Here is a 5,708-nt window from a genome sequence, read left to right as displayed (position 1 = left end):
GTGCTGACCGGCCTGCTGCAGCATATCGGGCTGGCCGACAATGTCACCGACCACCGGCTGAACACGCGCACCGTCTACATGAACCCGATCAGCCGCTTCATCTATTGGAACATGAACTATCATGTCGAACATCACATGTTCCCGATGGTGCCCTATCACGCGCTGCCGAGGCTGCACGAATTGATCAAGCACGATCTGCCCGAGCCGAACCCTTCGATGTGGCATGCCTATCGCGAGGTCTGGCCGGTGCTGCTGAAGCAGCTTCAGTACGAGGATTATTTCCTCAAACGTGAATTGCCGCCGACGGCGCGGCCGTACCGGGACGAATTCCATGCACTGACCGTTCCGGCGGCGGCGGAATAGGGGAGAAGCAGATGGCCGACTGGGTTGAAGCGTGTGGCGTCGACGATGTCGAGGAAGAGGATGTCATCCGCTTCGATCATGGCGGCCGTACCTTCGCCATCTATCGCAGTCCCGATGACGAGTACTTCGCAACCGACGGATACTGCACGCATGAGAAGGCGCATCTGGCCGATGGGCTGGTGATGGACGACATCATCGAATGCCCCAAGCACAATGGCCGCTTCAACTACAAGACGGGCGTGGCTCGAGGCGCACCGGTATGCGTCAATCTCGCCACCTATCCAGTGAAGGTCGAGGCTGGCAAAGTGATGATCCAGATCGGCTGACCTGCCGCCGAATGCAACTGAGGGAACCCTTTTGATGAGCCGAAAAAGACCGACGGTGGCGGATTTGCGCGCCATGAAGGGCAAGCGACAGCTGACCATGCTGCGTGTGCTGACGATGGACGAGGCCGAGGCCGCGGAGCGCGCAGGGGTCGACATCGTCTCGGTGCCGCCCGAATTGGTGCTCAACCCTGAGTACCGCGACGCGGCGCCCAGCCTGTTCACCATGCCGGGCGACAATTTCTACGAGATCGGCACGGCGGACGATTTCGTGCGCTGGGCCTTCCGGCTCTACAAGGCCGGCGCCGACGCGGTCTATTGCAGCGCCGGCTACGCCACGATCAAGCGGATGGCCGATGACAATATCCCGGTGATCGGCCATGTCGGGCTGATCCCGTCACGGGCGACCTGGACTGGCGGCTTCAAGGCGGTCGGCAAGACCGCCGACACCGCCATGGATATCTTCGCGGCGGTGAAGCAACTGGAGGCCGCCGGCGCCATCGGCGCCGAGATCGAGGTGGTGCCGGTCGAGGTGGCCAAGGCGATCTCGGAGCGGACGTCGCTGATCATGCTGTCGATGGGAGCGGGTACCGGTTGCGATGCGCAATATCTGTTCGCCGACGACATTCTCGGCCAGAACCGTGGCCACATGCCCCGTCATTCCAAGGTCTATCGCAATTTCGCCGCCGAATATGATCGTTTGCAGGCCGAGCGTATCGCCGCGTTTTCGGAATATGTTGCCGACGTGAACAGTCTCGCCTATCCCGAAGACAAGCATGTGGTGCATATGGATCCGGCTGAACTCAGCCTGTTCATGAAGAGGGTCGACGGGGCGTGAAATCTCAAGGCAATGATGCGACGGGCGAGGCCGCGCCGGTTCATATTCTCACGCTTTCCTGCGAGGATCGGCCGGGGATCGTCGCCGCCGTCACGGCGGAGCTTGCCGCGAACGGCGCCAACATCGCCGAAAGCAGCCAGTTCTGGGACCGGCAGACCAATCGCTTTTTCATGCGGATCGCCTTCATCAGCCCGTTAGGCTCGACCGGGGACAGTCTGGAGCGGGCCCTGGAATCGAGCGTCGACCGCTTCGGCATGAAGACCGCGCTGGTCGATCAGGGACGCCGCCCGAAGATCATCGTCATGGTCTCCAAGTTCGACCACGCGCTTCTCCATCTGCTGTACCAGATCAGGGTCGGCTGGCTGAACGCGGAGGTTGCAGCCGTCGTCTCCAACCACGAGGATGCCCGCCGCTTCGCCGAGCTGGAGGGCATTCCCTACCACCATTGGCCGACCACCAAGGAGAACAAGGCCGAACAGGAACAGAAACTGCTGGACCTGGTGCAGCGGACAGGGGCCGAACTGGTCATCCTGGCGCGCTACATGCAGGTCTTTTCAAAAGGTCTGTCGGACCGGCTGTTCGGACGGGCGATCAACATCCACCATTCGTTCCTGCCGAGCTTCAAGGGCGCCAAGCCGTACCACCAGGCTTTCGACCGCGGCGTCAAGCTGATCGGTGCGACGGCGCATTACGTCACCTCCGACCTCGACGAGGGCCCGATCATCGATCAGGAGACCGAACGCGTCACCCATGCGATGAGCGCCGAGGATTTCGTCGCCGTCGGGCGCGACATCGAAAGCCGGGTACTGGCGCGCGCCGTCAAGCTGCATCTCGAAGCCCGCGTCATGCTCAACGGCCACAAGACCGTCGTCTTCTGAGAAGCCGCGTCAGGCCGGCCAATTTCCGCCGGCGAGCGCGGCGTAAAGCGCTTCGGCGTCGATGCCGAGCGGCCGGTCCTCTTTCAGCATGGGGACGAGCGAGCGTATCGCCGCGTGAAGTGCGGCCGTGCGCGGCGCCAGTGTGAAGCCGTCGCGCAGGTCGACGGCCTGTGCCGCGGCCATCAATTCGAAGGCGATCAGCCGCCGCCACAGCGCGATCATCCCTGCGCATTTCGCAACCGCCAGAGGTGTCTGCGTGGCGTGATCCTCGACGCCCTCCGACACGGCCAGAAAGTCGAGCATCACCGGATTGGCCTTGTGGCGGATGGCGGCCAGGATCGAGGTCACTGTCTTCTGTAGCGGCACGAAGCCGGCCGAGGCGCCGCCGACCGGCGACAGATATTTCGGCAGGCCATTGCGGCCCGAACCGGTGAGCTGAATGAAGCGCGCGGCACTGGCCGCGGCACATTGGGCGATCGCCAGGCCGAGCGTCTCAAAGGCGAGCGCCAGTGCGGCGGTGTGGAAATTGCCGGTCGACAGTACCAGTTCATCATCGCCCAGCACCAGCGGGTTGTCGGCGGCGGCGTTGAGCTCGATCTCGACAGCCTGTCTCGCCTGGCCGATCGCCTCGATCAGTGCGCCATGGACCGATGGCATGCAGCGGATCGACAGCGGGTCCTGCAAGGTGGTCGGTGCCGGCGCGTCGTCTCGGACGAGCAGATTGTGCAGCACCTTGGCTGCTTCCTGCTGGCCGGCCGCCGGGCGCGCCATATGCAGGCGCGGGTCGAGGATGGTGCGGTTGGCACCAAAACCTTCCATGGTCAGAGCCCCGGCATGCTGTTGCTGGGCCAGGGCAGTGAGGGCATCCGTCACCGCAAGTGCGCCGCTGCCGGCGGAAACCGCCGATGCGTTGATCAGCGATAGCCCGTCCTTGGGCGCCAGGCTGATCGGGGCGAGGCGCGCCATCATCAGCGCCTTGGCCGCCGGTATGCGACGGCCCTGATAGTCGGCTTCGCCTTCGCCGGTGAGCATGCGGGCGAGTGCCGTCATCAGCACCAGGTCGCCGGCTCCGATCGAACCGAGCGAGGGCATGACGGGATGGACGCCGGCATTGAGCGCGTCGAGCAAAGCAACGAAGACGGAAGACGAAAGGCCGGATCCGCCAACCGACAGCATCGCTGCACGCGCGGCCATGCTTGCCCGCACGGCATCGACCGGCAATCCTTCGCCGACGGCGCCGCTGCGTCCCTCCAGCAACTGGCGCTGGAAGGCTCCGGCATCGCCCTCTACAGCAGTGCCGAGATTGGCGCCGAGCCCGGTGTTCAAGCCATAGATCTGCTGGCTGGACGCTGCAGCCTGGTCGAGCACTTTTCGTGCCTTCTCCAGCCTGCCGATGACATCGGGTCCGATCTCCACCTTGCGCCCATCGCGGGCGACCGCAGCGACATCGCCAACGCCGACGCCGGTTCCGGTGAGGACGAGCGCGCTCATGCGAAGCGCAGTCTCTGGCCGATGCCTTGCGCCTGCGCCTTGGCCAGCATCGCCTTGCCCAATGCGATATCAGACAGCGACAGGCCACGATGCCAGAACAGGATCGTTTCGTCGTCGCTTTCGCGCCCAACTTTCAGGCCGGCGGCGATCTGGCCGAGCTCGGCATGCAGCGTCTGCTCGCTCAGCCGCCCGGTCTCGACATGGGCGCGTAGCGAGCCGAACTTGCCGCCCTTGCACTGGCCCCAATCGTCGACGACCATTTTCTGCATGATGTCGGTCAACGACAGTTCGACCGCGCTCATCGTGCCATAGGGCACGACCAGTGCGCCCCGTTTGATCCATTCGGTCCTCAGCAGCGGCTGCGGCTCCGGCAGCCGCGAGGCCTCGACGACGATGTCGGCGCCCTCGATGCAGCTTTTCCAGTCGGCCACCGCTGTGACCGTCTTGCCGAGATCGGCGGAGAGTTCGGCGGCAAAACCGTCGCGGCTTTCCGGGCGGCGCGAATGGACGCGAATCTCGTCGAAGTCGAAGAGATGGTCGAGCAGGCGCACATTCCAGTAGGCGGTGCCGCGCGCGCCGATATGGGCCAGCACCTTGGAATTCTTGCGCGCCAGATGCCTGGCGCCGATGGCGGTGACGGCGCCGGTTCGCATGTCGGTGATGACGGTGGCGTCGAGGATGGCGCGCGGCGCGCCGGTGCGCGGGTCGAACAGGTTGAGGATGCCGAATTCGGAAGGCAGGCCATGCAGGTAATTGTCGACATAGTCGCCGACGATCTTGACGCCGGCCGTGTCGAGCGGCGCGACGTAGCCGCGCAACACATTGAAATGGCCGTGGAAGGACGGGTCCGGCTCGAGATGGACGCGCGGTTCGATCACCGTCTGGCCCTTGCCTTGCGCCACCAGGCCAGCCTCGACGGCGGCGATGATTTCGCCATCGGTCATGGCAAGGGCATCGATGTCGAGGGCATTGAGGTAGTCGATGTAGATGGGCTTCATGTTACGCGTATACTCTCCTCGACGGCCCCATCCATTCCATAGCAGGCCATGGCGGCACACGAAAGTTTGTTGCGACGTCTCTGGACGCCGCCGGGGAGATGCTGTTCAAACCGGTTCCGTCATGACTGCCATTCCCGAGACCGCAACCTTGTCCGAAACGGCCATCCATGCGCGGCGCGTGGCGCTGATCGTCGCCATCGCCTTCTTCATGCAGTTGCTGGATTCGACGATCATCTCGACATCGCTGCCGCAGATGGGCGCCTCCTTCGGCGTGTCGCCGGTGGCGATGAGCATCGGCATCACCGTCTACATGCTGACCATGGCGGTGTTCGTGCCGCTGTCGGGCTGGCTCGCCGACCGGTTCGGGGCGCGCAACATCTTCCTGCTGGCGATCGTCCTGTTCACCCTGGCTTCGCTCGCCTGCGGCCTCTCGCAAACCCTGACCCAGTTCGTCGCCGCACGTGTCGTGCAAGGGCTCGGCAGCGCGCTGATGACGCCGGTTGGGCGCATTCTCGTCCTGCGCAATGCGCCGAAATCCGAACTGCTCAACGCCATGGCGCTGATCACCTGGCCAGCACTGTTTGCGCCGGTGGTCGGGCCGGTGCTCGGCGGCTTCATCACCACCTATCTGTCCTGGCACTGGAATTTCTTCATCAACATCCCGCTCGGCGTGATCGGGCTGGCGCTGGTCGCCCGTTTCATCCCAGGCGACCGCGAGGCCGACCCCAAGCCGCTCGACTGGCCCGGTTTTTTCCTGACATCGGCGGGACTTGCCTTGCTGCTCTACGGTCTCGAGCGTATCGCGCATCCCGAGGAC

The 5,708-nt window shown here is 64.1% G+C and carries 7 protein-coding genes; 5 read left to right on the top strand and 2 right to left on the bottom strand.

Annotated elements, in window-relative coordinates:
• From ENZ75_RS18725 to purU, 4 genes are all read left to right on the top strand, one after another.
• The coding region (locus tag ENZ75_RS18725) for a fatty acid desaturase (protein ID WP_206617061.1) at window positions 1-363 on the top strand (363 nt) is incomplete at its 5' end.
• An 11-nt stretch (window positions 364-374) separates the two neighbouring features.
• Complete coding sequence (locus ENZ75_RS18720; RefSeq protein WP_013530832.1) at window positions 375-689, top strand: MocE family 2Fe-2S type ferredoxin; 315 nt, start codon at window positions 375-377, stop codon at window positions 687-689.
• A 34-nt stretch (window positions 690-723) separates the two neighbouring features.
• Window positions 724-1,524: a 3-methyl-2-oxobutanoate hydroxymethyltransferase gene (locus tag ENZ75_RS18715; RefSeq protein ID WP_063168536.1), complete on the top strand. Its 801-nt coding sequence runs from the start codon at window positions 724-726 to the stop codon at window positions 1,522-1,524.
• Window positions 1,521-2,402 carry a formyltetrahydrofolate deformylase gene (gene purU / locus ENZ75_RS18710; protein WP_063168535.1) on the top strand — a complete coding sequence of 294 codons (882 nt, stop codon included), beginning with the start codon at window positions 1,521-1,523 and terminating at the stop codon, window positions 2,400-2,402. Before ENZ75_RS18715 ends, purU begins: the two co-directional genes overlap by 4 nt.
• Before the next feature lie 9 nt (window positions 2,403-2,411).
• Here purU and hutH read toward each other — a convergent pair whose 3' ends face one another.
• Complete coding sequence (gene hutH / locus ENZ75_RS18705; protein WP_063168534.1) at window positions 2,412-3,893, bottom strand: histidine ammonia-lyase; 1,482 nt, start codon at window positions 3,891-3,893, stop codon at window positions 2,412-2,414.
• Window positions 3,890-4,891, bottom strand: a complete 1,002-nt coding sequence (locus ENZ75_RS18700) for an ornithine cyclodeaminase family protein (protein WP_063168533.1) — start codon at window positions 4,889-4,891, stop codon at window positions 3,890-3,892. The genes hutH and ENZ75_RS18700 overlap by 4 nt, the downstream gene beginning before the upstream one ends.
• Window positions 4,892-5,012: 121 nt before the next feature.
• On the opposite strand from ENZ75_RS18700, the gene ENZ75_RS18695 reads away from it, so the two are divergent.
• Window positions 5,013-5,708: MFS transporter (locus ENZ75_RS18695; protein WP_128278233.1), on the top strand; the 696-nt coding region annotated here is incomplete at its 3' end.

It is taken from the genome of Mesorhizobium sp. M7A.F.Ca.CA.002.04.1.1, from assembly GCF_004022805.1.
GTDB classification, from domain to species: Bacteria; Pseudomonadota; Alphaproteobacteria; order Rhizobiales; family Rhizobiaceae; genus Mesorhizobium; species Mesorhizobium ciceri.
This window is presented reverse-complemented; position numbering and strand designations above follow the sequence as displayed.

Coding starts and splice junctions, on each gene's coding strand:
- ENZ75_RS18720 (WP_013530832.1), top strand. CDS start 375: ATGGCCGACTGGGTTGAAGCGTGTGGCGTCGACGATGTCGAGGAAGAG.
- ENZ75_RS18715 (WP_063168536.1), top strand. CDS start 724: ATGAGCCGAAAAAGACCGACGGTGGCGGATTTGCGCGCCATGAAGGGC.
- hutH (WP_063168534.1), bottom strand. CDS start 3,893: ATGAGCGCGCTCGTCCTCACCGGAACCGGCGTCGGCGTTGGCGATGTC.
- ENZ75_RS18700 (WP_063168533.1), bottom strand. CDS start 4,891: ATGAAGCCCATCTACATCGACTACCTCAATGCCCTCGACATCGATGCC.